Below are 25,180 nucleotides of genomic sequence, written 5' to 3'. Positions count from 1 at the left end.
CGCATTGCGCCTGCTTCCGGAGATCATGATGTCCCTATCGAAACTGCTGGCGGGCGCGTTCGCCACGCTGGCCAGCCTGATGGCCTTTCCCGCCACGGCGCAGCACGCCAAGTACCTGGTCACCACCGAGTGGCTGGAGAAGAACCTGAACGACCCCAAGGTGCGTGTCATCGAGGTGAGCGTCAATCCCGGCCTGTTCGAGCGCGGCCACATTCCCGGCGCCAGCAACGTCAACTGGCACACCGACCTGGTCGACACCGTCAACCGCGACATCGCGCCGCCCAAGCAGTTCCAGGCGCTGCTGGAGCGCGCCGGCGTCAACACCGACAGCACCGTGGTGCTGTACGGCGACAACAACAACTGGTTCGCCGCCTGGGGCGCGTGGATCTTCGACATCTACGGCATCGACAATGTGAAGATCCTGGACGGCGGCCGCAAGAAATGGGAAGCCGAGGGTCGCCCGCAGTCCAATAGCGTCAAGGTGCTGGCCGCCGGCAACGCGCGTCCCAAGGACGCCAACCCGGCGCTGCGCGCCCACCTGCAGGACGTGCTGGCGGTGGCGCGCAAGGACAAGCAGGGCGTGCTGGTCGACATCCGTTCGGCCGACGAATACAACGGCAAGATCTTCGCGCCCAACGGCGTGCCGGAACTGGCGGTGCGCGCCGGCCACGTGCCGGGCGCGGTCAACGTCACCTGGAGCAAGCTGGTGGCGGAAGACGGCACCTTCAAGTCGGCCGACGAACTGCGCGCCATCTACCAGGCGGTGGGCGTGGACGGCAGCAAGCCCATCATCACCTATTGCCGCATCGGCGAGCGCTCCAGCCACTCGTGGTTCGCGCTGCGCAAGCTGCTGGGCTACGACGTGCGCAATTACGACGGTTCGTGGACCGAGTACGGCAACAGCGTCGGTTCGCCGATCAGCAATCCGTCGGGCACCGTGTGGGGCAAGACCTGAGTGAGCGCCCTGGGAAACTCCGCGCCGGCGGCCGGGTCGGCGGCGGCTGTCGCCACAGGCTCGGCCGCTGCGATCCCGTCCACCGCCGCGGCGATCGCCAATGCGGCGGCCGTGGCGCTGCTGGCCGCCATCGGCGCGGCCGCCTGGTGGCTGGCGTCGCAGCCCGAGGGCGGCCGCGGCCTGTCCTTGTCGCTGCTGCTCGGCGCCGCCTTCGGCATCGTGCTGCAGCGTTCACGATTCTGCTTTTACTGCATCGCGCGTGACGCGATCGAGCGGCGCGACCCGGCCGGCGCCTATGCCGTGCTGGTGGCGCTGGCGGTCGGCACGCTCGGCTACCATGCGGTGTTCGGCGCGTTCCTGCCCATCCCCGGGGCCGAGCGCCTGCCGCCCGGCGCGCACATCGGGCCGGTCAGCCTGGCCCTGGTGGCCGGAGCGTTCGTGTTCGGAGTTGGCATGCGCATCTCGGGCTCGTGCATCAGCGCGCACTTCTACCGCCTCGGCGAAGGCGCGCTGGCGTCGCCGTTCGCCTTGCTGGGCGCCGGGCTCGGCTTCGTGCTGGGCTTCGCGTCGTGGAACGCCTTGTACCTGGCGATGATCCAGCAGGCGCCGGTGGTGTGGCTGCCGCATCACCTCGGCTACGGCGGCACCGTGCTGCTGCAAGTCGCGTTGCTGGCGTTGCTGGCGCTGGGCCTGAGCCGGCTCGGCCGGCGCGTTCCGGCCGCGCGCCAAGCCGATGGCGCGCCTGACGGCGCCGCCATCCGGCCAGCGAATGCCTTCCAGGACGCGGCGAACGACCCGGCCACGCCGCCGCCCTCGCCATGGCAAGCCGTGCTGCGGGACCGCTGGCCGCCCGCGGTCGGCGGCCTGCTGGTGGCCTTCATCGGCGTCATCGCCTATCTGCGCATCGCGCCGCTGGGCGTGACCGCCGAACTGGGCAGCGTGGCCCGCACCGCCGCGTCCGCGGCCGGCGCGCTGCCGGCGCGGCTGGAGGGGCTGGACACCTTCGCCGGCTGCGTCACCGCGGTCAAGAACGCGCTGCTGTCCAACAACGGCGCCTTCGTGCTGGCGCTGGTGGCGGGCGCCTGGGCCGCCGCGCTGGCCGCCGGCGCGTTCCGGCCGCGTTTGCCGACGGCGCGTGAGATCCTGCGCAACTTAACCGGCGGCGTCCTGATGGGGTGGGGCGGCATGACCGCGCTGGGCTGCACCGTCGGCACTCTGCTGTCTGGCGTGATGGCGGGCGCGGCCTCGGGCTGGATCTTCGGCGCGGCCTGCGTGGCGGGGATCTGGGTGGCGCTGAAGCTGCGCCCGACGCGCTGAGCATCCGTCCGCTTTCCACCGGCAACCGCTTCCGCTTGACCGTTCCCGCCGATACGTTATTGCGGAGGATCGGCAATAACGGCTCCATGGACGGGCTGGTCGAGGCGGACCGCGCGCCTTAACAGGCGCCACCGAGGTCCGGTTGCCGGGTGGCGGCGTGGAGGCGGCAGTGGCGTGGTGTCGGAAGTATGGGGCGGGGGTGTTCGGCGTTGCCGCTGAAACCCGGTTATTGCATCGGCAGATCAGATTCGGCGCCGAGCTGAGGCGACAGCGATGAAACGACAGCGCGCGTGCCTGCTCGTGATCGCGTCGGTACTGGCGATGCTTGTGCTGGTGCCGTTGTCATGGTTGCTGCCGTTCCCGCACGGGTTCACCAAAGCTCCCCTCAAGTCGGATGAGTGGGTGCAAGAGACGCCAACGATGCAGACACCGTTCTCCCCGCCCAACGGCGGCCGGGAGATCCGTTCGCTCAGCGTGCATCCCGATGGCAATGACTGGCTGTTCGTGGAATGCGTCCGCACCGGCAACAACCGGTGCGACGTCATGCGCTATCAATGGAAGACGGGAAAGCTGTACCGCTACGGTCTGCCCGCTGGCTACACCTATCCGTACGCCCACTATTCACCGCAGGGCAACTACATCGTGATGTCGCGGCGGCGGATCGCCGGCGATTCCGACGATGAACAGCGCCGTTCGCTCGACGCCATGCAGATCCTGCTGATGCGCAGCGATGGCGAGGGCCTCCAGATCCTTCCCTTGGCGCGGGGCAACAAGCTCTCGCCTTTCATGTCGCTGGATGAAAGCCGGATCGCATTCTGGAGTACGGGACGCATCCTGCCGCCCGGACAACGCCTGGGCCTGCTCGATTTCGACATCTGGGAGTTTGATCGGGCCGACGCGACGGAACGGCCTTTTGCCGGCATCTTCAAATTCGTTTCCGGCGGCCAGGCGCAGTATCTCTCGGATGACGAGATCCTGTTCCGAACCTTCGGGCCGGCGGGGCATCTCTCGAGCTACGAGTCCCTGTATGGCAGAAGCAGCGTCTATCGCATGCGGCGCGGGGATACGCGGCTGCCCGAGCCACAGGTCTTCAGCGGCATCAAGTACGCCGAGATGCCGACGATGGATCGCGCAGGGATCCTGTATCTCTGGGGGCAGACGCCGCGCTACGGCCTGACCGTGATCCGTATTGAACCGGGAGGCCAGCGCAGGGCCTGGCAGCCGGGCCTGGGATTCATTCCGCAGGAGTTGATCTGCGATCCGGCTGGCACCTATCTCGCGGTGATCTATTGGGACCAGCCGATGGATGTCACGAACCGTCCGGGCGGCTTGGCCATGCTGGATATCGCGACGGATACCTGGACTGCGATTTCCCTGCCGTCGTGGCGGGATGCGGAAATCATTCCGGTGAACACAAGTGCGAGCGGCGCGGATAACGGCGCACGGGGCGGTTCGATCAATTCGAGGAGCTACTGATGGCTATGGAGCGTGACGCAATAAGATTGGCGGGTCTGGATCCTTGGAGTCCAACAAGCTACATCCCCGTGTACGGGTTTTGGTGCGGGCCAAATTGGTCCGCAGGGGAGAGAGGGGGGGAGAAGAGCAGGGCGCAGTTGATCGAGAGCCCGGTATTGACGCGTATCGGTATTGACGGGGTGACGCCTGGAATCAGCCCAGTCGATTCGTTCTGCAAGGACCATGACATCGCCTATTTCGACGCGCAGGGGCAGCCGGATGAAGCCATGAAAAAGCTGGAAGCAGATCTCGTCTTGATGGCTAGGCTCGACCAGCTTGATTTCGACCAACTTCCGGCGGTTGAGCGCTTATATGCCCGCCTGATGTCGTTTGTATTCTTCGAGAAAATTATATGCGTTGATCTGCCCAACGCTTCGAGCGAGTGGATGGGGAGCCGCATTCTCGAACTCGCCAAGTCCTTCGAAAGACTCTTCCAGAAAATCGATGGCCTGACCTACATCGACCAGTTCGGTACCAAGATGACGGGCGTGGCCCTAGATGGCAAAGTTGGAGGCCTCGCCTATCAAATGTACTGGGTGACGGACAGGCAGGCGGACGGATCGAGCCGTATGTGGAGCTATTACAAGGATGCATTCGAAGAGGCCCACGGCGTTAGTTCTATCATAAATGAAGAGATCATCGGAGAATCTCTAAAAGAGATCATTGTCATGCGCGATGGTTCGGTCTCGGAACAGGTGGGGGACTCGGAGCCCATTACCCTGATTACGCCTGGCTACCATCCTGCCCCGGAGTTGGGCGCGGCGTCAAATAACCCGTTGGCGTCGTACGAATCCGGGCAACTTTTCTCGGGGTGGGGACTCGGGACGCCACAAGCTGGTTTGGGTGGGGGAGCATACGATCCCTATTTGCCCTTCTCGACGACTGTGCCGCCGGGAGGGCAGGATGCGGATGCTCCGGTGCTTACCGAGAGCCCAGCGTTATCCACGCCAGCTGGTTCCGGGACAAGGTATTTCGCCGAGGTCGTCGATACGCCGGGCCCCGGGGATCTGATGGGCCAGCCATCTCCGCCGATTCAGGTGGTAGGCGATGCCCCCATGGATGCTTGGATGCCATCTCCTTGGGATCCGGACCCCTTTGGGTGCTTTTCATGGGAAGGGTCGCCCGAGTTTGATGATTGCTGGGGGTTGTATTCCTTAAGCTTCTTTTCGGTGTCTGAGCCGGGCCCAACAACCGAGTTAGAGTTTGTCGAGGCTCAAAGCGGCGAGCGCGGAAGTATCGCGGACTCTATATATCGCCACGATCTCCACAATGAGCAAGAGGCGGACGATCTTGTCTATGCGCCGGTCTTGGGATTGTTTTCATCGCCCCACCCCCCCGACCTAGCAGTTGGACAAGACATATATTGAACTTATCCGCACCGCAGCCCGTCTGAGGACCGATCAGGCCCACGATTGCGCCACGGCCGCCAGGCACGCGATCACCGAAGCGAACGCAATGGCCAGCCCGATCAGCTTGCGCTTTTCCAGCTCGGTCCAGAGCAGCACGCCGGTCAGGCACAGCGCGATCAGCGCGCCGCCGATGGTGTCCGACAGCAGCACCCAGGCCACGCCGGTGCCGTTGGCGCGATGGAAATTCTGGATCACACCCCACCAACTGGCGCTGCTGCGGCGGGCGCTGGCGGCGCCGCTTTGCGGCCAGAATTCCACCTGCACCTGATAGCCCGGCGCGCGGAACAGCGCCAGCCAGCGCTCGGGCTGGCGCGCGGAGACATCGCCCCAGCGCACATCCTGCGCCGTTTCCTTGCGGATGCGTTCGACCGGCTTGTCCAGCTTCAGGGCCTGCTGCAACCAGCGGCCCACCGCGGCGTCGGTTCGGGGCAGATCGGCGGGCGCCTGCAATTGCAGGGTCTCGACCACGGGCCCGGGCATGTCGATCTTGAGCACGGCGCGATGGTTTTGCAGGATGCCGCTGGCGCCGAACAGCAGGCCCAGCAGCGCGCCCCACAAACCGAGCCAGCCGTGGGCCTTGCGCAGCGCCTTCAGGTATTGACCGCGCCGCGCCGGCGGACGCGGCGGCCGGGCGGTGGCGGAGTTGGCGGAGGCGAGGCTCATGGCCGCGCCTCGCGCAGGCGCAACGCGGTGACGGTGAAGCTGTCCGCGGTGAAATGCCGTTGCGACTCGCCGCCGTCCGCCGGATAGACCTCGGTGTCGTCCATGCTGGCCACGTAGAGCCGGTCGGCCGACCGCACGGCGGCGACGGCGTTCGCGCCTTCGGTGCCGGGTATCCGGGCCAGCGCCTGGCGGCGGGCGGTGTCGTAGACGGTCAGGCCGTTCTCGCGGCGCGCCAGCAGCAGTTCTGCGCCGTCGCGCGCCAGGACCGCGAAGCCCCAACCGTGGCCGCTGCCGGGCAGCGCGGTGGCGCTGCGCTCGACCACGATGGGATCGCGGGCGGCGGTCGTTTCGGCGCCGGCCGGGGCCTGGGCGATCAAGGCTGCGGCGGCGCAGGTGGCGGACAAGGCGGCGCGCAGGCGCGGCGCGGCTCGAAGCGGGAACGCGGCCGGCGCGGGGGCAGGGATGGACGGTTGCATGCTCAGAATTCCACCCGCGTCGACAGCACGAACTGGCGCGCGTCGCCCATGGAGATGAAGTACTGGTTGGCGCTCGAGGTGTAGTAGGTGCGGTCGAACAGATTGTTGACGTTCAACTGGAACTGCACCTTGCGGCCGGCGACGCGGGTGTCGTAGGTGGCGAAGGCGTTGACCACGGTATAGGCCGGCAGCACGAATGAGTTGGCCGAATCGCCCGGGCGGGTGCCGACGTAGCGCGCGGCGGTCCCCAGCCGCAGGCGGCCTTCGCCGATCTGGCCGGCGTTGTAGACCAGCGCCAGCGAACCGGTGTGCTGCGCCACGTTCCACAGCCGGTTGCCCTGGTACTGCGGATCATCGGTGGTGCGCGCGTCCAGATAGGCGTAGCTGGCCATGAAGTCCCAGCGCGCCGACAGCGAGCCGCTCACGTCCAGCTCGACGCCGCGCGAGCGCGCCGCGCCGCTGGTGCGCCAGTCGGTCAGCTTGGTGACGTCGTTGTATTGCGACACCAGCACGTTGCGCTTGCGGATGTCGAACAGCGCCAGCGTGCCGGTGGTCTGGCCCGGCATGTCCCATTTCAGTCCCAGCTCCCACGACTTGGCCTGCTCCGGCGCCACGCCGGAGTCGATCACCGTGCCGCTGGTCAGCGGGGCGATGGTCGAGGTGGGCTTGAGCGATTCGGTATAGCTGCCATACAGCGACACCTCGGGCGTCCATTTGTAGACCAGGCCGGCGCGCGGCAGCCACTTGCCGCCCTCGATGTCGGTGTTGGTCTTGAACGGCCGGCCGCGACCCGCCAATTGCTCATAGTGCTGGTAGCGCAGCCCGCCCACCAGGATCCAGCGCTCGCCCAGGTGCAGCGAGTCCTGCAGGAAGAACGAGGTGGCACGCAGCTTGTCGGTCTGGTCGCTGTCGCTGGCGACCACGGTGTTGCCGGGATCCTGCTGGTCGTAGACCGGGTTGACGTAGCTGAAGGGCTTGGACAGGTTCTGCCGGATCAGGTCGGAACGGAAGATCTTGCGGCGCTCGTAGTCGGCGCCGAACTGCAGGTCGTTGCGCAGCCCGCCGATATCGACGCGGCCGTCGACGTAGCCGATCACGTAGTGGTCCGTGGACAGCGCGCCGCGGGTGCCGTCGTTGCTGCGCTTGATGGTGCCGGCCACCGGATCGATGGCGGTCACGCGCACCTGGTTGGCATCGTAGCGTTCCTGGTTCCAGCTATAGCCCAGGTGCGCCTTCCAGTTGTCGGTGACGCGCTGGTCGATGGTGACCTGGGCCAGCTCGGTGCTGCCCCACATGTTGTTGTAGGGCTCGTCCAGGCGGCGGCGCGAGGGGATGTCGAGCGGCTTGCCGGTGGTGGGATCGAGCGCGGTGCCGCGGTCGAACGGGTACAGGTAGTCGCGGTGCTCATAGGAGGCCACGATCTGCGTGTCCTGTCCATACCAGGCCAGCGACGGCGCCACCAGCGTGTCGCGGCGGCGGCCGAAATCGCGCCAGTAGTCTTCGTTCATGGTGTCGACCACCAGGCGGTAGGCCAGGCGCGAGTCGCCGATCGGTCCGGTGCTGTCGAGCGTGGCGCCGACGCCGTCGCGGCCCTGGGCATAGGTCGAACCCGTCAGCGTGATGGCGTGGTACGGCGTGAGCTGCGGCCGCTTGCTGACGATGTTGATGACGCCGCCCGGGTCCATGATGCCGTAAAGCAGCGACGCCGGACCCTTCAGGACTTCGACGCTGTCGGCGGCGGCGTTCAGGCCGCGGCCCTGCACCAGCGGCATGCCGTTGTGCATGATCGAGCCGTCGCGGTTGGCGCCGAAGCCGCGCTTCATCAGCGTGTCCTGGGTGCCGGCGAGCGTGTTGCCCTGGGTGATGCCGCTGACGTTGGCCAGCGCGTCGTCCAGGTTGCGCGGGCGCTGGTCGCGCAGCACTTGGGCCGGCACCACGTTGACCGCCTGCGGCTGGTCCAGCACAGCCAGCGGCGAACGTGTCACCGAGGCCACCGGCTCCGGCTGGTAGGCGCCTTCGGCGGTGGTCGCGCCCAGCACAGTCACCGGCTCCAGTTGGGCGGCATTGTCGCCGCTGGCCACCGGCCGCACCGTGTAGACGTTGTCCGAACGCCGCTCGGCGCGCAGGCCGGTGCCGTCCAGCAGCCGGCCGAAGCCCTGGTCCACGCTGTAGGCGCCCGACAGGCCGGGGCTCTGCTTGCCTGCCACCAGGCGGCCGTCCAGCGACAGCGTCACGCCGGCCTGGCTGGCGAACTGGCTGAGCGCCTGCGACAGCGGGCCGGGCGCGACCTGGAAGCCGGCCGGCGCCTGGGCCTGCGCGGGCGTGACGGCCAGCAGGACCGTTGGCGCGGTCAGCGCGGTGGCCAGCGCGCGGGCCAGGAGCGGAAAACGGAAGGGAGGGACGTGCATGGGATTCCTTGGCGGCGGACGCGCGAAACGCGTCGTACCTCTGCAGTGCCAAGCGAAAAGAAGAAAGGGGAACTGGAAACGCGCGGCTGTTACAAAATAGTTGGGCAAGCCGCCCGCGCCGGCCGGCGCTAGGCAGCCTCCAGCCGGACCCAGCCGGGCAACACGCGCCGGGCGCGCACGGGCAGGGTGGCTTCCAGCGCGCGCAGGATGTGGTCGGTGTCGGCCAGCGGGAACACGCCCACCAGCGGCAGTTGCGCGACCTCCGGCGTACAGGTGACGAAGCCGCGCCGGTAGCGCGCCAGCTCGGCGGCAAAGCGCGCCAGCGGCAGCCCGTCGGCCACCAGCTCGCCCCGGGTCCAGGCGTCGCGGGCGGGGTCGAGCGGTTCGGCCGCGTCGATGACGCGGCCGCTGAACCCCGTGCGGGTGCCGGCCTGCGCGATGCGGACGGGGGCATCGTCGGGACGGATCTCGACCGCGCCGGCGTAGACATCGAGCCAGGCGCGGCCGCCGTCGCGCAGCACGGCAAAGCGGGTGCCCAGCGCCCGCAGTTGCGCATAGCCCACGTCCAACAGGAACGGCCGGGCCGGCGCGCGCGGATCGGGATGGGTGTCGATCAGGGTTTCGCCGTCCACCAGCACCACGCGGCGCGCCCGCGCCTCAAAGCGCAGGTTGACCGCGCTGGCGGTGTTCAGCCACAGCCGCGAGCCGTCCTCCAGCGCGGCCTGGCGGGTCTGGCCGACATCGGTGCGCAGGTCGGCCAACTGGCGGCGGGTGGCCGGCTGATTCCAGGCGGCGGCGCCCACGCCGCCGACGCCGGCCAGCAGCATCAGCGTGCGCAGCGCGCGGCGGCGGCCGCGTCCGGCGCCGGTCAGGGCCTCCAGCGCCGGCTGGCCGGCCACGGATTCGAAGCGCGCGCTGATCGCGGCCACGGCGTCCCAGGCGCGGCGGTGTTCCGGCCGGGCATCGAGCCAGGCCTGCCATTGGCGGGTATCGTCGGCGCTGGCGCGCTCGTCGCCCAGGCGCGCGAACCAGTCGGCCGCGGCTTCGAGCACGCGGCGGTCGGGCGGGGCGGACAGCGTGGCGGGCCTCACCAGACGCCGTCCGCGATCAACAGGCATTGCAGCATCACCTGCGCCATGTATTTCTTCACCATGCGCTCGGACACGTCCAGGCGCTGGCCGATCTCGGCATAGGTGTAGCCGCCCAGTTGCGCCAGCAGGAAAGCCTCGCGGGCGCGGGCCGGCAGGCGCTGCAGCATGGCGTCGATCTCGACCAGCGCCTCCAGCACCAGCGCGCGCCGCTCGGGCGAGGGCGCGCAGGCCTCGGGGCGCTGGGCCAGGGCTAGCAGATAGGCGTGTTCGAGATCGCGGCGGCGCCACAGGTTGACCATCAGGCCGTGGGCGATGCGGGTCAGGAAGGCGCGCGGTTCGCGCAGGCCGGGCGTGTCGCGGGCGGCGATCAGGCGCACGAAGGTGTCCTGGGCCAGATCGGCGGCGTCGTGGTCGTCGCGCAGGCGACGCCGTAGCCACGCCGTCAGCCAGGCGTGGTGCGAGCGATAGAGCGTGTCGACGGCGTGGGGAGCCGGGAGGTCGCCGGGCGGCACGGGGACTCCAAACCTGAAAGAATAATGGGAATGGTTCCTATTATAGCTATTCGGGCCTGGAGTTCCAGCGGGGGATGTGCTTAGTCGTTGCGCTGGGCGAGGAACCGCCGCTGTTCCGCGTGCAGCGGATGGCTGTCGACGCGCCTGGCCATTTCCTGAGTACTCGTCCGCTTTCGTCGGGGCGCTCCTTTCGCCGCCTGGATCATCCATATACGTTGTCGAACATTGCTCCGTTGGCTTGGCGGGCTTCTGAACGTATATGGAAGCGACGATGAAGCGAAATCGCGCGTGGATCTTCGTGGCAACGGTGGCGCTGATTTGCGTGCTGCCGTTGTGGTGGTCGCTCTGGACTTCGGCCTCCCCGGTCGCGAACGAGAAAAGGGCGCCCGTCGCTGTGGTGGAAACGCCGACCACGCGGACGCCGTTTTCTCCTCCGAACGGTGGCAGGGATATCCGCTCGTTGAGCCTGCATCCGAATGGCGTGGATTGGCTGTTTGTCGAATGCGCCCAAAGCGGCGACAACCGCTGTGACGTCATGCGTTACCAACTCGATTCCGGCCGGCTGTATCGCTACGCGTTGCCGCCGGCCTATTCCTATACCTACGCGCGCTATTCACCCAAAGGCAATTTCATCGTGATGTCGCGCAGGCCTGTCCATGGCGGGTCGGAAGATGCCTTGGAGCGCTCGCTCCATGACAGTGAAATCGTGTTGATGCACCAGGACGGCCGCGGGCTGGAGGTCATCCCGACAGCGCCCGGCAACAAGCTGTGGCCGTTCATGTCACCGGACGAGACGCGCATCGCGTTCTGGCGAGCCGCTCGTCTGGTGCCGCCTGCCAAGCGCATCCGCCTGTTCGATTTCGATATCCGGGAATTTGATCGACGCGACAGAGTGGAACGGCCCTTTGCCCGCGTCTTTCATTTTGTCGACGGTGGGCAGGCGCAATACATCTCGGACGACGAGATCTTGTTTGAATCTTATGGGCCGATAGATCATTTCTCGGAATACCACCGTCGCTATGACGGCAATGAAATCTATCGAATGAAGCGAGGAACCGACACGGTGCCGACTCCTGATGTGTTCGATGGAATCGAACATATCAGGATGCCGTCCATGGATCGTGCAGGCAGTCTGTGCCTGTGGGGCCAGACACCCCGTTATGGCCTGACGGTTATCCGTATTGCGGCCGACGGTGAGCGCAGTGCATGGCTGCAAGAAGACGGGTCGGAGGCGTCGTTCGATCCCAGGGAAGTGGTTTGCGATCCGAACGGCAAATATATCGCGTCCATTTATCGGGATCATCCCCTACGTTTTGGTGGCGGGGCAGGGGGGCTCGCCATGCTCGACATTGCTGCCAACAAATGGGTCACATTGCCGTTGCCGCCACGGGCGGAGGCTGAGGAAATTCCGGTGGTCATCTCCAACGGGGAGATGCATCGAGTCGCAAAGTAGTTTTCAAAAGCAGTTCATTGACGAGTGGGAAATGGCATGGCAACAGATGATGGCAGCATCAGTGTGCAAAACCCGAGTTGGAATCCCTCCAGCTGGCTTCCGGTATACGGTCGATGGTGCGGGCCGGATTGGTCCGCGGGAGCGCGCGGAGTAACGAAGACTGTGGAAGAGCTTCTTCGAGAGCCCGTATTCAAGCGTGTCGGTCCCGGTGGAGGGGTGAAGGTGGACAGTCCGCTGGATGAACTCTGCAGGGCGCATGATATTGCCTACGTTAAGGCCATGGATCATCCGGACCACGAGGCAGCGCAGAAATTTCATGCGGATCTGGATCTGTTAAACGACCTCGTGGCGCTGGACCAGACCAAGCTCACGAAAGATGAGAAGACCTACAGCAAACTGATGGCGGTCGCTTTCGCCGAGAAGATCTTCAACGTCGATGTCCCTGCGCTTGGCTACGAGGTGGTCATGACGGCCATGAAGGATCTGATGCTATCGCTCGCAAGCCTCTTCGACAAGATTGATGGGTTGTCCTATATGGATCAGTTCGGCGCCATGATGTGGGGGGCGGTCAATGAAGGAGAACTCCACGGCGGATTCGGTGATCAGGAGTTCTGGGACATCCCGTTCACACGATTCACGCTGATCGCGACCGATGCGGCCGGGGCGGGTGCGGTGATTGCGTATTACGAGGATCCGTATCGGGAAGCGCATGGCATCGCAGCCGTGGTCGCGGGCGAAATAGTCGAAGGATCGTCCCGAACGATCACCCTCTATGATGGGGGCTTTGTCACTTCGCAATCCGGTCTGCAGGACCCTGTCGTGCTGGCGGAGCCTTCGACCATGGCCTGGCCTGGGCTGTATCTCGACGATCTTCAGGTCTTCCCTGACGTGATCCCTGTCAGGCCGCCTGCGGCGACATCGGCGCCTCCAGCAAGCGATCCGGATCCGGATATGGCGAGTATGCCGATACCTTCGATCATGGACATCGGGCCGATAACCTCACATCCATTGCCGTCGGTCCCGTTGCCGTCGTTACCCGAACCCACCGCTCCTCCCAAGGAGCAATCGACGCCGCCCGACAGAACTGATGGCGGTCCGTTTTACGCGGTGTTGGTGGACCCTCCGTTTCCCGACGACGGGACCGGATTGAAGGGGCCTCCACCGCCGCCCATTGTGGTCCATGGCAGTCCCGTCAATGACTGGATCAACGCGACCTGGGATATGTTCCAATGCGACAGCCCCGATTTTTTCACGAAGACTTTCTGCGATGGCCTGCTGCGCGACGCATATCCCATGTCGATCGACTGGGCCGGTAACCTCTCGATAAGGCAGGACCTCAATCAGCTCGTTACAGCCGATTCCGGCGTGACGGCGACGCTGGCGCAGGGAGATAGTCAGTCCGGTGCGCTGTTGTCCGATACGGGCAATGCGTGGCTGTTCGAAGAAGGTTGGGCGGTCGCGGATGCCGCTTGCGCCTTGGTGGGCAATAACCTCGATGATGTGGGTTGGTGATTCGCATTTGCGCGCCCCGCAGGCTGGCAAGCGCGGACAACCCACCTTTGAGTCAAAGCGCGGAGCCGGCCCTTGATTGGCCGATATTCGGCGACAGTCAGAGGCCGGCTCCGCTCGCCGCTTACTTGAACAACGCCGCGTTCTCTTCCAGCACCGCATCCGCGCATTGCGCGTCCAGGTTGCCGCCGGGCGCGCCGGCCACGCCGATGGCGCCGATGACGTTGTTGCCGGCCTTGATCGGCACGCCGCCGCCCAGCAGCAGGTAGCCGGGGATGTCGGTCAGGTTGGCGGCGCCGGGGTTCTTCTGCGCGTTCTCCATGATGGCCAGCGTCGGCGCCTTGGCGGAGGCCGAGGTGAAGGCCTTGGCGCGGCTCGCCTCGATGGTGTGGGGGCCGGCGTTGTCGGCGCGCACGAAGGCCTTGAGCAGGCCGGCGCGGTCGACCACCGAGGCGCTGACGTTGTAGCCCTTGGCCTGGCAGGCGGCGACGGCGGCGGTGGCCAGCTTCTGGGCGTCGGCGGTCGAGATATTGCTTTCGGTGAGCACGGCGGCGTGGGCTGCGCCGCTGACGGCGAGCGTGGCAACCAGGGCGGCGAGCGGGTGGCGGGTCATGGTCTGCGTCCTTTATTCGTGTGGGGATCAGGAGCAGTCAGTGTGGCCAAAAGGCTGGCGGCGCGGTATACGCCCGATTACCCACGCGCCTCCGTAGCGCTACGGAGGCGGCGTGCGCGACGAGGCTGACGTTGGCGTCACTCCAGCAGCGTGGCGTACTGGCGGATCAACTGCGCCAGCGAGTCGGCCTCGAGCTTGGCGAACACATTGGCGCGGTAGGTTTCGACGGTCCGCGGTGACAGGTCGAATTCGCGCGCGATCTCCTTGTTGCTCAGGCCTTGCACGATGCGCTCCAGCACCTCGTGCTCGCGCGCGGACAGGCGCGCCAGGCGGTCGGCAGCGGCCTGGGTCACGGCCAAGCGTTCGCGGCGGGCGATGTGGCCGCGCACGGCGGTCTGCACCGCGTCCAGGAAGATGTCGTCGTCCACCGGCTTCTGCAGGAATTCCATGGCGCCACCCTTGAAGGCGCGGCGGCACAGGTCGACGTTGGCGTGGCCGGTCAGCATCACCACCGGCAGGTCGGAGGCTTCGGCCAGGCGCGCCAGCACATCGAGTCCGCTGATGCCGGGCATGCGGATGTCGAGCACCACGCAGCCGATGGTGCGCGGCGACAACTGCGCCAGGAACTGCTGCGGATCGCCGTAGCCGGCGCTGCGCAGGCCGACGCTGCGCAGCAGCAGCGCCAGCGCGTCGCGTACGGCGTCGTCGTCGTCCACCAGGTAGACCAGCGGCGATTGGTCGGGCAGGTTCATGCGGGGCCTCCGGCCAGGGGCAGGGTCAGGCTGAAGCAGGCGCCCGAGGGCTGCAGGTTGCGCGCGGCCAGGCGGCCGTCCATCGCGCCAGCCAGCGTTTCGCACAGCGCCAGCCCCAGGCCCATGCCCTGCGCGCGGGTGGTATAGAACGGCGTGAACAGCCGCGGCAGCGCGTCGGCTGCGATGCCCGGTCCGTTGTCGCTGACGCTGAAGACGTAGGTGGCGCCGTCGGCGCGGCCTTCGAGCGTGATCTGGCGCGGCCCCGGGGCATCGGCCAGCGCGTCGGCGGCATTCTGCACCAGGTTGTGCAGGATCTGTTCGAGCGCGACCCGCTCGGCCAGGGGCCGCGCCTGCGGGCTGGCGTTGTGCCAGTGCAGGCGGATGCCCTGGCGCGCCAGTTCGGGTTCGCGCAGGAAACGCAGCGAGGCCGCCAGCGCGTCCGGGTCCAGCGCCTCGCGCCGGCCGGGCGCGCTGGGCTGCACCAGCGCCCGCATGCGGCTGATGATATCGGCGGCGCGCTTGGCCTGTTCCGCGCTGGCCAGCAGGGCGCGGCGTACGCTGGGGCGTTCTTCCTCGTCGTCCAGCAGGCGTTGCGCGGCGCGGGTCTGCGCCAGGATCGCGGTCAGAGGCTGGTTCAGTTCGTGGGCGATGCCGGCGGCCATTTCGCCCAGCGTGCTCAGCCGCGCCATGGATGCCAGCCGCGCCTGTTCCTGCTGGCGCCGCGCCTCGGCGCGCGAGCGCCGCGTGGCGGTGACGCCCGCCACCAGCAGCGCGCTGGTCAGGCCCCACAGACTCCAGGGCAGCCAGGGCCAGGAGGCGGGCGTGAGGGTGCGCGTGCTGTGCAGCGCGAACGGCTGGCTGGCCGCGCCCAGCGGCTTGGCGAGCGCCAGTGGCCAGCCGGGGCCGGCCGGCGCCGGCTGGCGTTGCAGCAGGGGCAGCGGCTGTTCGCCGATGGCGAGCGTCAGGTTGGCCAGGCCAGAGGGGAAGTCGGCGGCGGGCACGAGTTCGCGGGCGTCCACCAGCAGGCTCCAGCCGGACGGCGCCACCAGCCAGTAGCGGGCGGCATCCAGCGGCAGCGTGACAGGGCGGCCCAGGGTGCGGGCCTGCTCGACCGCGGCGCGCAGGCCGGGCGGTTCGGCCGTGCTGCCCGCCCAGGCGCCGTCGGGCAGGTAGCCGAGCGCCTGCAACTGCGGCATGGCCGGCCGCAGGCTGGGAAACAGCCGTTCGGGCGCGGGCGGGTGCGACAGCGCGGACAGCGTCGCCAGCACGGCTTCGTGCTGCACGGTCTTCTGGCTCAGCATGCGCTGCGCCACGCTGGTGTCCTGGAAGAAGCGTTCGTATTGGTCGACGTAGTGCTGGCGCCCGATCCAGAGGGCGCCCAGGCAGAACAGGACCAGCCAGGCGAGGAGGGCGCGGTGGCGCAGCGGGGGATTCACGCTGGAATTATGCCCCGCGGCCAATGCGGCGCGGAATCCGTAGGGCTACGGAGGCGTCGCGGCTCACGCCGCCAGGCGGCCGTCGTGGCCGGGCGCGGCCTGGGCGGCGGCCGACAGCGCCATCTGGTGCAGGGCGGCCACCAGGTCCGACTGGGTCACCAGGCCGGCCAGCACGCGGCCCTCGTCCAGCACAGGCACGCAGTGCAGGGCGTCGGACATGGGGCGGGCCAGTTCGATCGCGGGCAGGTCGGGCGTGGCGAACGGCACCTCGGAACGCATGCAGTCGGCCACCAGCAGGTCGGCCGGCGCGCCGCCCGCGGCCGCGACCTGGGCTGGACGGCCGCGTCGGGCCAGCGCGTCGGCCTGCGCCAGCATGCCGGCGTAGTGACCGGCGGAATCGAGCACCGGCAGCCATTGCAGGCGGTGCTTGTCGAACAGGCGCACGGCGTAGTCCAGCGGATCCTGCTGCCGCACCACGACCACGTCGCGCGACATGATGTCGGCGCAGCGTACGTCGCCGAAGCGCCGCCGGCTGGCGCGCAGCTCGGCGGCCAGCACGATGTCCTCGAGGTCTTCCTTGCTGATGTCGAGCAGCTCGCCGCGCTGCGCCAGGGCCTCGTCCAGGTCGGCGCGCGAGAAGCCCAGGCGGGCGCTGGGCGCCGGGTCGCGGGTCTGGTGGCCGGGCGCGGGCTCGACGTGGCGGCGGGGATAGTTGCGCCTGAGCAGGCCGTTGAAGACCACGGCGATGCCCAGCAGGATGGCGGAATTCAAGGCCACCGGCCACAGCACGAAGCCATAGCCCAGCGCCGCCACCTGCGGCCCGCCCAGCACCGCGGTCAGCGCCACCGCGCCGCTGGGCGGATGCAGGCAGCGCAGCGAGAACATGGCGGCGATGGCCAGCGCCGCCGCCGTGGCCGCGGCCACGCCGGGATCGGCTATCGCCTGCGCGCAGAACACGCCGATCAACGCCGACACCAGGTTGCCCGCCATGATCGACCAGGGTTGCGCCAGCGGGCTGGCCGGCGCGGCGAACAGCAGCACGGCCGACGCGCCCATCGGCGCGATGAACCAGGGATTGGCGTTGCCCAGGGCGTGGTGGCCGACCCATTCAGTGCAGAACAGCCCGACCAGCGCGCCCAACGCGCCATAGAGCTTTTCGCGCAGATTGACGCCAACCGGCGCCGGCGCGAACGCACCGAGCCAGCGCTTGATAGCCACAGCCAAAACTTTACCTCGCCGCTTCAGATATATCGGGGGACGACAATTTATCACGCGGCGCGCCGGCCGGCGGCATGAGCTTGTGCCGCCGGGTCATGAGAGGCGGGCGGAATCACCGCTCGGCGTCGTCGCCGATGCGGGCCAGCAGGCGGGTCAGCAACGGCCGCATGGCGCGTAGTTCTTCGAGGTGCGAGGCCGACAGGCTGGCCAGGATGCGCTCGGCCTTGTCCGTCAGCACCACCTCGACGCGGCGGCCGTCTTCAGGGTCGGGTTCGCGGCTGACGAGGTCCAGCCGTTCGAGGCGATTGACCAGTTCGGCGGCGGTATGCGGGCGCACCAGCAGGCGCTCGGCGATCTCGCCGACATAGAGACCGCGGCGGCCGGGCGCGCCGGGCCGGCTGCCCTTGATGGCCAGCAACGCCTGGTGCTGCTGCGGCATCAGGTCGAGGCCGGCCGCGGCGTTTTCGCTGAAGGCGGCGAACTTGCGCAGCGCGTAGCGGAAATCGGCCAGCAACTCGTAGTCGGTGGCGGATGGCAGGGCGGGGGCTGGGGAACGTTTCACCCGGCCGATTCTAATATATATCGTGATACGATATATTTGACTTTTCGCAAACAGCGGCCGATCACCGTCCTCGCGGACGCGGCGGCCGCGCGTTCCGTTTCCCTCTCCTCGCCTCGAACCATGCCTCCCGTTTCCTCTTCCGTGCGCGCCTTGCGGCTGGGCGACTTCACCACCGACAAGCGTGTCGTGCTGCTGATGGCGCTGGCCGTGCCGACCGGCCTGGCCAGCGTGGCCGCCGCCTGGGCCTTGCTGCGCCTGATCGCGCTGTGCACCAACCTGGCCTACCACGGCCTGTTCTCGTTCGCCGACCTGCCCATCACCACCGGCCGCCTGGGGCCGGCGTCGGTGGCCATTCCCGTCATTGGCTGCCTCATCATCGGTCTGATGGCGCGCTACGGCTCGGAGAAGATCCGCGGCCACGGCATTCCGGAAGCGATGGAAGCCATCCTGATCGGCAAGAGCCGCATCGCGCCCAAGGTGGCGGTGCTCAAGCCGGTGTCGTCCGCCATCTCGATCGGCACTGGCGGTCCCTTCGGCGCGGAAGGCCCCATCATCATGACCGGCGGGGCCATCGGCTCGCTGCTGGCGCAGACCATCCACCTGAACGACGGCGAGCGCAAGACGCTGCTGGTGGCCGGCGCCGCCGCGGGCATGACGGCGATCTTCGCCACGCCCCTGGCGGCGGTATTGCTGGCGGTGGAGCTGCTGCTGTTCGAGTGGAAGCCGCGCAGCTTCCTGCCGGTGGCCACCGCGGCGCTGGTGGCGGCCGTGGCGCGCGCCTTCGCGCTCGATGGCGGGCCGGTCTTCAGCTATGCCGGCGTCATGGCATTCACCCCGTGGCATCTGGTGGCCTGCGCCGCCGTGGGCGTGCTGGCGGGGCTGGGCTCGGGCGCGCTGACGGCACTGGTCTACGCGGCCGAGGACCTGTTCGAGAAACTGCCGCTGCACTGGATGTGGTGGCCGGCGCTGGGCGGCCTGGCCATCGGCATCGGCGGCCTGATCGATCCGGCCGCGCTGGGCGTGGGCTACGACAACATCCGCCATCTGCTGACGGGCGACCTGGCCTTGCAGGCGGTGTTGCTGCTGCTGGTGGTGAAGGTGGCGATCTGGTCGATCGCGCTGGGCTCGGGCACCTCGGGCGGGGTGCTGGCGCCTTTGCTGATCTTCGGCGGCGCGCTCGGCGCGCTGGCCACGCCGCTGCTGCCGCCGGCCGCGCCGGGCTTCTGGGCGCTGGTGGGCATGGCGGCGATGATGGGCGGCACCATGCGGGCGCCCCTGACGGCCACTTTGTTCGCGGTCGAGCTGACCGGCAACCTGGGGGCCTTGCTGCCGGTGCTGGCGGCCTGCGTGTTCGCCTACGGCGTCACGGTGCTGCTGCTGCGCCGCTCGATCCTGACCGAAAAGATCGCGCGGCGCGGCCACCATGTCAGCCGCGAGTACCGTGTCGATCCGTTCGACCTGCTGCGCGCCAGCCAGGTGATGTCCACGCCGGCGCAGACGCTGCCCGACAGCCTGACGGTGGCGCAGGCGATCGCGCATTTCACCACCGCGCAACCGGTCCACACCAGCTATCCCGTGGTCGATGAGGTCGGGGCGGCGGTGGGCGAGGTGACGCGCGCCGACAGCCTGGCCTGGGCGCTGGAACCGGCACTGCATGGGCGGACGCTGGCACAGGCGCTGTCAGGGCGAGAACTGGTCCATGGCTTTCCCGAGGAACTGGCCAGCCAGATCGCCGACCGCATGGCGCTGTCCGGCGCCGGCCGCGTGCCGATCCTGGACCGCGACAGCGGCCGGGTGCTGGGCATCGTCGGCCGCAAGGACCTGTTCCGCAGCCGCGCCCGGCGGCTGCGCGAGGAAGCCGAGCGCGCGTCGTTCCTGCGGCGGGCGTCGTCCGCGGGCGGCTGAGTCCATCGGCCGCTTCGACGGGCCGACGCCAGGCTAGGCGCGGTCGTCGGCCGCGCGCAATTGCCAGAGGGCGTCGAGCACGTGCTGGGTGGCGCGTTCGACCTGCCCGTCGCGATGGGCGATGCCCAGCGGCCGCCACAGCGCCGGGCGCAGCGGCCGCATGGCGATGCGCGGGTCGGCCTGAGGCGCGGTGGCTTCGTGCGGCAGCAGCGTGGCGCCGTAGCCGGCCGCCACCAGGCTCTTGATGGCATCGTTGTAGTTCAGTTGGATGCGCGGCCGCGGCTGCAGCCCGGCGCTGGCGAACCATTCCCCGGTCTGGCGCGACAGGCGCGTGCTGGCGTCGTTCAGGATCAGCGGCCGGTCGCCAAGCCAGGCCGGCGTGACGCGCGCCGGCGGGTTCCAGGCGGCGGGCAGGAAAGCCATGATGGGATCGCGCCGCCAGGGCCGCAGCACCAGGCCCGGCACCGGCGGCTGCGGCAACGCCACCAGGCCCACGTCGAGCGCGCCGTCGCCCAGTTGCTGCAGGGTTTCCTGCGAGGTCAGCACGGCCACCTGGACATCGATGCCCGGGTGTTCGCGGCCAAGCGCTTCCAGCGCCTGCGGCAGCAGGTGAGCGATGGCGCCGGTCGACGCCCCCAACCGCACCCGGCCGGCCAGGCCCTGCACCTGGCGCTGCACGTCGTCGAGCGCCTGGTCGGCCTCGGCCAGGATGCGGCGCGCGCGCTCCAGCAGGGTGTCGCCGATGGGCGTGGGGCGGACCTGGCCGCGCTTGCGCGTCAGCAGCGTCGCGCCGACGCGCGCCTCCAGGTCGGCCACGTGCAGGCTGACGGTGGGCGGCGCCAGGTGCAGCGCACGGGCGGCGTCGGCGAAAGAACCGAGGTCGGCGATGGCGACCAGGGTGCGCAGGCGGTCCAGGTTGATTTCACGCATGGCGGTTTCGTTCAGGAATTCTGAATCTTGTCGTCATGATATTCGACTTTTCGTATGGCGTGAGATCGGCAATCATGAACACCCGGATCCATTTCCGACCCAATCCGCCGGCGCCATGCCGGCTCTTTCGCAAGGCCACGCACATGACGCATCCCCTAGTATTCATCGACGGCGACCAGGGCACCACCGGTCTGCAGATCCACGAACGGCTGCGGGGCCGCACCGACCTGCGCCTGCTGACGCTGGCCGAGGGCGACCGCAAGGATCCGAGGCGGCGCGCCGAGGCCATCAACGCCAGCGACATCGCCATCCTGTGCCTGCCCGACGAGCCCGCGCGCCAGGCGGTGGCGTCCATCGTCAATCCCGAGGTGCGGGTGATCGACGCGAGTTCGGCGCACCGCACCACCGCGGGCTGGGTCTACGGCTTCCCGGAAATGGAAGCCGGGCAGGCGCAGCGCATCGCCCAGGCCAAGCGCGTCAGCAATCCTGGCTGCTACCCAACGGGCGCCATCGCCCTGCTGCGCCCGCTGGTGCAGGCCGGCCTGGTGCCGGCCGACTATCCGCTCAGCGTGTACGCGGTGTCCGGCTATTCGGGCGGCGGCCGCGCCAGCGTCGATGCCTATGAGGGGCCGGGCGCCACCGGCGGGCTGGCCTTCCAGGTCTACGGACTGGGCCTGGCGCATAAGCACACCCCGGAAATCGAGCGCCACGCCGGCCTGACACAGCGGCCCGTGTTCGTGCCGTCGTACGGGGCGTTCCGCCAGGGCATCGTGCTGACCGTGCCGCTGCAACTGCGGCTGCTGCCCGCTGGCGTCAGCGCCGCGCGCTTGCAGGACTGCCTGGCCGGCCACTATGCTGGCGCCCGCCACGTGCAGGTGGTGGCGGCGCAGGACGCGGCGGCGCACACGTTCCTGGACCCGCAGGCGCTCAACGGCACCAACGACCTGCGGCTGGCCGTGTACGGCAACGCTGACCATGGCCAGGTGCTGCTGAGCGCGGTGTTCGACAACCTCGGCAAGGGCGCGTCGGGCGCGGCGGTGCAGAACCTGGATCTGATGCTGGACGCGCTGGCCCTGGCCGAGGCCTGAAGCGCCAGCGGTTTGTCAGGCGATTTCTGCTCAACTGGGCAGGCGCTGCCGTTCCGGCCGCGCCTGCCTGGGATCCCCTGCCTGGAATCCGCCGCCTGAAGCTTGCATGACCCTGGAAATCCTGCACCGCACGCCGCTCTGGGTATGGGCCCTGTTCGCGCTGCTGCTGTACCGCGGCATACGCGCGCTGCGGCCGCGTCAGCTCTCGGTGTCGCGCACTTTCCTGTTGCCGGTGCTGTTCCTGGTCTGGGTGTTGGTGTCGATCCATGGGGAAGTCACGGACCTGCGGACCGCCTACGAGGCTTTCGCGGCCGGCATGGCCGTGGGCGGCGTGCTCGGCTGGATCTTGTGGGCGCGGGCCGGCCGCGCCACCTATCACCGGGAAACAGGCATGATCGAGCGGCCGGGGTCGCCGATCACGCTGGTCCTGCTGGCGCTGGCCTTCGCGTCCAAGTTCGTGCTGATGACGATGCTGGCGCGCAACCACGGACTGGCCGCCGACGCCGTGTTCTCGGCGGCATTTGGCGGCGTGTCCGGGCTGGTCGACGGCATGTTCTGGGGCGGCACGCTGTCGCAGGTGTGGCACCTGCGACACCTGGCACTGCCGCCGCTGGCGCGGCGCTGACACGGCGGGCGCCAGGCGGACACGTCGGCCGGCGGTGGCTGCCCGCTTCCTTGCGCGAGCCTGTTGCGAGATCCGATCACATCGATGCGCCCGCCGAGCCGCCCGCATCGCGGTCCGCCAGCGTGTCCACCACCAGCGTGCGCAGCCAGCGCGTGCCGGGGTCGCTCTCGAAACGCGGGTGCCAGTGCACCGTGACGCTCAGCGGCGGCAACGCCAGCGGCAGCGGCCGGATCTCGAAGGCGTTGTCGCGGTTGAACCAGACCGCGGCGCGGTATGGCAGGGTGACGGTCAGGTCGGTGCGTCGCACGATCTCGGCGGCGGCCGAGAAATGCGGCAACGTCAGGTACGGCTGGCGGTGCAGACCGGCTTCGCCTAACACGTCGTCCAACAGGCGGTGGGCGCTGGCGCGCGAGGCCACCAGAATGTGGTCGAGCCGCTTGAACTGGCCCCGCGTCAGCCCGGCCGACAACACCGGGTGGCCGCGCCGGCCCATGCAGGCATAGCGCTCGCTGAACAGGTCGGCGTGGCGCGTGTGGCGGCCCAGGCCGGCCAGGTTGCCGATGGCCAGGTCGATGTCGCCATCCTTGAGCGCCTGCGGCAGTTGTTCCAGCGCCACCTCCACCACCTCCACCTGCAGGCGCGGCGCCAGCGCGTGCACGCGTTCCATCAGGCTGGGCAGGAACACCATCTCGCCGATATCCGACATCGACAGCCGGAACCGCCGCGTGCTGCTGGCAGGTTCGAAATGCTGCCGCAGGCTGACCGCCTCGGCAAAGCTATTCATGCCGCGTTCGATCGGGTCGGCCAGCGCGAAGGCCACCGGCGTGGGCCGCATGCCCGAAGGGGTGCGCACGAACAGGGGATCGTCGAACTTCTCGCGCAACCGGGCCAGGGCATAGCTCACGGCGGGCTGCGTCAATTGCAGCCGCTGGGCCGCGCGGGTGACGCTGCGTTCATGCAGCACCGTCAGGAAAACCCGCATGAGATTCAAGTCGAAGTCCACGCTCGCCCTTGTTATCAGTCTGGTTTATGCAATGAATAATACCCATAAATTTGACACATAAATAGTTGATTCCTAGACTAATTTTCATGAGCCGCGGCAGTGACCACGCGGCCGCCGACAACAAGGGGAAGAGCACGTCATGCATGCATTGACTTTGCCGTCGCTGTTGCGCGACCAGGCGGCACGCCAGGGAACGCGGCCGTGGATCCAGGCGCCGGGCGGCGCGCTGCGTTACGCCGAGGCGCCCGAGCACGCGGCCCGCTGGGCGGCGCTGCTGGCCCAGGCCGGCGTGGGCCGTGGCGACCGTGTCGGCCTGATGGCCGGCAACCGCATCGAGTTCATGTCGCTGGTGCTGGGCTGCGGCTGGCTGGGCGCGGTGGTGGTGCCGATCAACACCGCGTCGCGCGGCATGCAGTTGCAGCACATCCTGGCCAACAGCGGCTGCGTGCTGCTGGTGGCGGACACGGCATCCTGCCCGGCACTGGCCGGCCTCGACGCCGCCGGCCTGGCCCTGCGCCAGATCTGGCTGCTGGACGATGGCGCGGACGGCTCGGCCGCCGCTGCGTCCGGCCTGCCGGCCCCCGCCGCCGCGCTGCCGGCCTTGCCGGACGGGCTCGCGCCCGAGGCCGACCTCGGCCCCGGCGATACGCTGGCGATTCTCTACACCTCCGGCACCTCGGGTCTGTCCAAGGGCGTGTGCTGCCCGCACGCGCAATTCCATTGGTGGGGCGTCATCGCCGCCCGCAACCTGGAGATCGGCGCCGACGACGTGCTCTACACCAGCCTGCCGCTGTTCCATACCAACGCGCTGAACGCCTGTTTCCAGGCGCTGGCGACCGGCGCCTCGATCGTCTGCGACGAGCGCTTTTCGGTCAGCCGTTATTTCGAGCGGCTGGCGGCCACGGGCGCCACCGTCACCTATCTGCTGGGCGCGATGGTGCCGATGTTGCTGGCGCGTGAAACGTCGGCGGCCGAACGCGGCCACCGCACCCGCATCGCGCTGGCGCCGGGCGTGCCCGAACGCTTCCATGCCGTCTTCACCGAGCGCACTGGCATCGCGCTGCTGGAAGGCTACGGCTCCACTGAAACCAACTTTGCGCTGGGCGGCACGCTGGCCGAGCAGCGGCCGGGCGCGATGGGCCGGGTCGCGCCCGAGTTCGACGCCATCGTCGCGGACGAGCACGACGCGCCGCTGCCGGACGGCGAGGCCGGCGAACTGCTGCTGCGGGCGCGGCCGCCGTTCGCCATCGCCACCGGCTACTTCGGCATGGCCGACAAGACGGTCGAGGCCTGGCGCAACCTGTGGTTCCACACCGGCGACCGCGTGGTGCGCGACGCCGACGGCTACTTCCGCTTCCTGGACCGCATGAAGGACGCGATCCGCCGGCGCGGCGAGAACATCTCGTCGTACGAGGTCGAGCAGGTGCTGCTGGCGCATCCGTCGGTGGCGGTGGCGGCGGTCTACGCCGTGCGCTCGGAGCTGGCCGAGGACGAGGTCATGGCGGCGCTGGTCTGCAAGCCGGGCTGCGCGCTCACGCCTGAGGCGCTGCTGGATTTCTGCCAGCCGCGCATGCCGTATTTCGCCGTGCCGCGCTATCTGCGCATGCTCGACGACCTGCCGCGCACCGAGAACGGCAAGGTCCGCAAGTTCCGGTTGCGCGATGAGGGCGTGACGGGCGACACCTGGGATCGCGACGCCGCCGGCTACCGCGTGGCGCGCTGAATCCCGTCCATATATAT

The 25,180-nt window shown here is 68.5% G+C and carries 22 protein-coding genes; 10 read left to right on the top strand and 12 right to left on the bottom strand.

The genetic code is table 11. The features are described 5' to 3' along the window. The first annotated feature begins 25 nt into the window (after positions 1 to 25). The 4 genes from AAID08_RS14725 to AAID08_RS14710 all read left to right on the top strand — a co-directional run bounded on the left by AAID08_RS14725 (position 26) and on the right by AAID08_RS14710 (position 5,154). Positions 26 to 955 (top strand): sulfurtransferase, encoded by a 930-nt coding sequence (locus AAID08_RS14725; RefSeq protein WP_196767534.1) that lies wholly within the window; start codon positions 26 to 28, stop codon positions 953 to 955. A gap of 93 nt (positions 956 to 1,048) precedes the next feature. Continuing rightward, the gene (locus AAID08_RS14720) at positions 1,049 to 2,272 is read left to right on the top strand and encodes a YeeE/YedE family protein (protein WP_395757819.1); all 1,224 of its coding nucleotides are present in this window, start codon (positions 1,049 to 1,051) and stop codon (positions 2,270 to 2,272) included. Between the two features lie 273 nt (positions 2,273 to 2,545). Then, positions 2,546 to 3,748 carry a hypothetical protein gene (locus AAID08_RS14715; protein WP_395756522.1) on the top strand — a complete coding sequence of 401 codons (1,203 nt, stop codon included), beginning with the start codon at positions 2,546 to 2,548 and terminating at the stop codon, positions 3,746 to 3,748. A gap of 137 nt (positions 3,749 to 3,885) precedes the next feature. Further along, complete coding sequence (locus AAID08_RS14710) at positions 3,886 to 5,154, top strand: hypothetical protein (protein WP_175189625.1); 1,269 nt, start codon at positions 3,886 to 3,888, stop codon at positions 5,152 to 5,154. 33 nt (positions 5,155 to 5,187) lie between these two features. On the opposite strand, the gene AAID08_RS14705 is transcribed toward AAID08_RS14710, so the two are convergent. The 5 genes from AAID08_RS14705 to AAID08_RS14685 form a co-directional block, all read right to left on the bottom strand. Further along, positions 5,188 to 5,859, bottom strand: coding sequence for a PepSY-associated TM helix domain-containing protein (locus AAID08_RS14705; protein WP_395756521.1), 672 nt, complete (start codon positions 5,857 to 5,859; stop codon positions 5,188 to 5,190). After that, the gene (locus AAID08_RS14700) at positions 5,856 to 6,335 is read right to left on the bottom strand and encodes a hypothetical protein (RefSeq protein WP_395756520.1); all 480 of its coding nucleotides are present in this window, start codon (positions 6,333 to 6,335) and stop codon (positions 5,856 to 5,858) included. The genes AAID08_RS14705 and AAID08_RS14700 overlap by 4 nt, the downstream gene beginning before the upstream one ends. 2 nt (positions 6,336 to 6,337) lie before the next feature. Next, positions 6,338 to 8,743, bottom strand: coding sequence for a TonB-dependent siderophore receptor (locus AAID08_RS14695; protein ID WP_395756519.1), 2,406 nt, complete (start codon positions 8,741 to 8,743; stop codon positions 6,338 to 6,340). 128 nt (positions 8,744 to 8,871) lie between these two features. After that, positions 8,872 to 9,861 carry a FecR domain-containing protein gene (locus AAID08_RS14690; protein WP_395756518.1) on the bottom strand — a complete coding sequence of 330 codons (990 nt, stop codon included), beginning with the start codon at positions 9,859 to 9,861 and terminating at the stop codon, positions 8,872 to 8,874. After that, positions 9,831 to 10,346 (bottom strand): sigma-70 family RNA polymerase sigma factor, encoded by a 516-nt coding sequence (locus tag AAID08_RS14685; protein ID WP_395756517.1) that lies wholly within the window; start codon positions 10,344 to 10,346, stop codon positions 9,831 to 9,833. Before AAID08_RS14685 ends, AAID08_RS14690 begins: the two co-directional genes overlap by 31 nt. Before the next feature lie 259 nt (positions 10,347 to 10,605). Between AAID08_RS14685 and AAID08_RS14680 the strand changes: the two genes are divergently transcribed. After that, positions 10,606 to 11,799 carry a hypothetical protein gene (locus tag AAID08_RS14680; protein WP_395756516.1) on the top strand — a complete coding sequence of 398 codons (1,194 nt, stop codon included), beginning with the start codon at positions 10,606 to 10,608 and terminating at the stop codon, positions 11,797 to 11,799. A gap of 222 nt (positions 11,800 to 12,021) precedes the next feature. Continuing rightward, positions 12,022 to 13,311 (top strand): hypothetical protein, encoded by a 1,290-nt coding sequence (locus AAID08_RS14675; protein ID WP_144657447.1) that lies wholly within the window; start codon positions 12,022 to 12,024, stop codon positions 13,309 to 13,311. 121 nt (positions 13,312 to 13,432) lie between these two features. Here the strand turns inward: AAID08_RS14675 and AAID08_RS14670 are convergent, their stop codons facing one another. From AAID08_RS14670 to AAID08_RS14650, 5 genes are all read right to left on the bottom strand, one after another. Further along, complete coding sequence (locus AAID08_RS14670) at positions 13,433 to 13,921, bottom strand: heme-binding protein (protein ID WP_064525291.1); 489 nt, start codon at positions 13,919 to 13,921, stop codon at positions 13,433 to 13,435. Between the two features lie 137 nt (positions 13,922 to 14,058). Beyond that, entirely contained in the window at positions 14,059 to 14,673 is a 615-nt protein-coding gene (locus tag AAID08_RS14665; protein ID WP_054504204.1) for a response regulator transcription factor, read from the bottom strand. Next, positions 14,670 to 16,109 carry a sensor histidine kinase gene (locus tag AAID08_RS14660; RefSeq protein WP_054504315.1) on the bottom strand — a complete coding sequence of 480 codons (1,440 nt, stop codon included), beginning with the start codon at positions 16,107 to 16,109 and terminating at the stop codon, positions 14,670 to 14,672. The genes AAID08_RS14665 and AAID08_RS14660 overlap by 4 nt, the downstream gene beginning before the upstream one ends. 63 nt (positions 16,110 to 16,172) lie before the next feature. Beyond that, on the bottom strand, positions 16,173 to 17,333 hold the full coding sequence (locus tag AAID08_RS14655; protein ID WP_395756515.1) for an HPP family protein: 1,161 nt from the start codon (positions 17,331 to 17,333) through the stop codon (positions 16,173 to 16,175). Positions 17,334 to 17,439: 106 nt separating this feature from the next. Beyond that, the gene (locus tag AAID08_RS14650) at positions 17,440 to 17,889 is read right to left on the bottom strand and encodes a MarR family winged helix-turn-helix transcriptional regulator (RefSeq protein ID WP_054504202.1); all 450 of its coding nucleotides are present in this window, start codon (positions 17,887 to 17,889) and stop codon (positions 17,440 to 17,442) included. Positions 17,890 to 18,009: 120 nt separating this feature from the next. On the opposite strand from AAID08_RS14650, the gene AAID08_RS14645 reads away from it, so the two are divergent. Beyond that, positions 18,010 to 19,794, top strand: a complete 1,785-nt coding sequence (locus AAID08_RS14645) for a chloride channel protein (RefSeq protein WP_054504201.1) — start codon at positions 18,010 to 18,012, stop codon at positions 19,792 to 19,794. Between the two features lie 33 nt (positions 19,795 to 19,827). On the opposite strand, the gene AAID08_RS14640 is transcribed toward AAID08_RS14645, so the two are convergent. Continuing rightward, complete coding sequence (locus tag AAID08_RS14640; protein WP_054504200.1) at positions 19,828 to 20,724, bottom strand: LysR family transcriptional regulator; 897 nt, start codon at positions 20,722 to 20,724, stop codon at positions 19,828 to 19,830. A 143-nt stretch (positions 20,725 to 20,867) separates the two neighbouring features. Here AAID08_RS14640 and argC point away from each other — a divergent pair, with 143 nt between their 5' ends. Then, entirely contained in the window at positions 20,868 to 21,812 is a 945-nt protein-coding gene (argC, locus tag AAID08_RS14635; protein ID WP_395756514.1) for an N-acetyl-gamma-glutamyl-phosphate reductase, read from the top strand. Positions 21,813 to 21,918: 106 nt separating this feature from the next. Continuing rightward, the gene (locus AAID08_RS14630) at positions 21,919 to 22,437 is read left to right on the top strand and encodes a DUF6622 family protein (RefSeq protein WP_395756513.1); all 519 of its coding nucleotides are present in this window, start codon (positions 21,919 to 21,921) and stop codon (positions 22,435 to 22,437) included. A gap of 76 nt (positions 22,438 to 22,513) precedes the next feature. On the opposite strand, the gene AAID08_RS14625 is transcribed toward AAID08_RS14630, so the two are convergent. Continuing rightward, on the bottom strand, positions 22,514 to 23,440 hold the full coding sequence (locus tag AAID08_RS14625; RefSeq protein WP_240317223.1) for a LysR family transcriptional regulator: 927 nt from the start codon (positions 23,438 to 23,440) through the stop codon (positions 22,514 to 22,516). Between the two features lie 139 nt (positions 23,441 to 23,579). Between AAID08_RS14625 and AAID08_RS14620 the strand changes: the two genes are divergently transcribed. Continuing rightward, complete coding sequence (locus tag AAID08_RS14620; protein ID WP_054504196.1) at positions 23,580 to 25,163, top strand: ATP-dependent acyl-CoA ligase; 1,584 nt, start codon at positions 23,580 to 23,582, stop codon at positions 25,161 to 25,163. Positions 25,164 to 25,180: the final 17 nt, after the last annotated feature.

This window comes from Achromobacter sp. EB05, from assembly GCF_044232075.1.
Taxonomy (GTDB): Bacteria; Pseudomonadota; Gammaproteobacteria; order Burkholderiales; family Burkholderiaceae_B; genus Achromobacter; species Achromobacter dolens.
This window is presented reverse-complemented; position numbering and strand designations above follow the sequence as displayed.